Here is a 2,052-nt window from a genome sequence, read left to right as displayed (position 1 = left end):
CGCGCCATCGTTGGTGCCTGCGACGGCGATAGTCAGGGTCTGAGTCGCTGTTGCACCGTGCTCATCGGTAACGGTAATGGTAAAGGTCTCGCTGCCAGATTGTCCACCCGCCAGCCCTTGGGTCGCTGCGCGATGGTTATCGATCGTGTAGGTCCATTGACCGCTGTCCGCGTCGATGGCCACACTGCCGTAGGTGCCAACGGTATTAGCAATCGACCATGCGAGGTGCGAACCTGCATCAACATCTGAGGCTGTCAGTGTGCCGCTAGTGGTCGTTGTCGCTGAATCTTCGGTGATAGAACCAGAGGTACCGGTTACCGCCGAAATAACGGGTGCATCGTTAGTGCCATTGAAGGTAATCAAAGCTGTTTGATGCACAGTTTGCGTTGCGCTACCGACCGTCTCGCTGATGTCGTACTTAAGGTAGATGGTGTGCGTCGCGCCGGCGGCCAGACGATCATAGTCTGGGTGGGTTGGGTCGATCTGGAGGGAGTGGCTATCCTGACTGAAGATAAAACCGCCCGGAACAGTGCTGGAGAAATGCTTGCCGTCGGTGGAATACATGAGGTTTTGTACCGTCATGCCGTCGGCACCGTCCAGCAGGTCGAGTGTGGCGATAGTACCGCCTTCCGTGACCGCCTTGCTAAGACTACCTTCGTCGATGATCTCGGTTGTGGTGTGCAGGGTAGTGCCATAGCGGTCGGTGGTAGTGACGTCCACCGCCCATTCGTGGTTGCCGACCTTATCTATCTGGGAGTGCGGCACTGTGACTGTCCACAGACCGCCGGTAACGGTAGTGGTGAGGTCGAAGGTATTAGCTGGGTTGAGCTTATCGACGAGGTGCACAGTAACAGTGCTGCCATCGTGAACGCGAACGGCCGAGCCGTGGGCGGTGATATCGCCAGTGGTAACCTCGTAAGCATTACCGCTCCAATGCCCACTTTGGCCCGGGTGATTGGCGCCGTGAACGTGGTGGATGCCTCCAGCAGTAGTCTGCACCGCCAGAGAGTTGTCGATACTGTTTATAGCTAATACGCCGTGTGCTTCGATGGTGAGAGTGCTCTGAGCATTACTTGTTGTCGTGCCGTCAGAGACGGTAATCGTGACTGGTACCTTGTCCCCTGTAACGCCAGTAATCGGTGTAAATACCCAGTTGTCGCCGTGGCGGCTAAACGTACCGTACTGGGCGTCAATGCTGACGCTGCTGATCGAAAGCGTGGTGTCGTGGTCAACGTCGCTGGCGTGAACCAGAGCCAGCAACTGAGTCTGGGTGTAGGTCTGGCTGCATGCATCGCCAATCGATCCCATATCTGTGCCCGCTGTGACCGTCGGCGCATCGTTCGTGCCAGTCAGGGTGACGGTGACTGTGTGGGTCGTGCCGCCCACCGACTGGACTGTGAGGCTGTCGGTGAGGGTTTCGCCCGCCTTGAGTTGTTGAACCGCGCTCTGACTGTTGTCGGCGCTGTAGTGCCACTGGCCGTCGGCGTCGAGGCTGAACGTGCCATAACTGCCCGCCACATGGGGTTGTGCGGTGAAATGGTCCTGACCCACATCCGGGTCGCTGATTGTCAGTTGTCCAGACGTGGTGATTTTTCCAGTAGTCACGTTACTGTCTTCAGTGACTGCGCCGCTATCGACACCTGCAATCACAGCGCCGTCATCATGACCGTTGATGGTGACAGTGATGGTGTGTGTCGTGCCGTCCACCGACTGCACGGTCAGGCTGTCTGTCAGCGTGGCGTTCTGGCCAAGGGCCTGAACCGCACTGTTATTGTTGTCCAGCGTGTAGGTCCAGTGACCATCGGCTGCCAGCGTGAAGCTGCCGTAGTTGCCCGCGGTGTTCGCTTGTGCCGTGAAGGCTGACTCTTGGTCATCGATATCGGTGACCGTGAGTTGGCCTTGGGTCGTGAGCTGGGTGTCTTCGGTGACCGCACTAGCATCTGTGCCACTAATGATTGCGCCATCGTTGCTGCCTGTGAGCGTAATCGTCAAATTCGCAGTGCTAGTTGCGCCAGCGTTGTCGGTGACTGTGATGGGGATAGAGAGCGTCTC

1 protein-coding gene is annotated in these 2,052 nt (G+C 57.6%); it reads right to left on the bottom strand.

Features of this window, described 5'->3' with window-relative positions; translation table 11 throughout:
- On the bottom strand, positions 1–2,034 hold a 2,034-nt coding region (locus tag SHEWPOL2_RS21880; RefSeq protein WP_275574631.1), incomplete at its 3' end, for a VCBS domain-containing protein.
- Positions 2,035–2,052 lie beyond the last annotated feature (18 nt).

The organism is Shewanella sp. POL2 (assembly GCF_000282755.1).
In the GTDB taxonomy this organism is placed as follows: domain Bacteria; phylum Pseudomonadota; class Gammaproteobacteria; order Enterobacterales; family Shewanellaceae; genus Shewanella; species Shewanella xiamenensis.
This window is presented reverse-complemented; position numbering and strand designations above follow the sequence as displayed.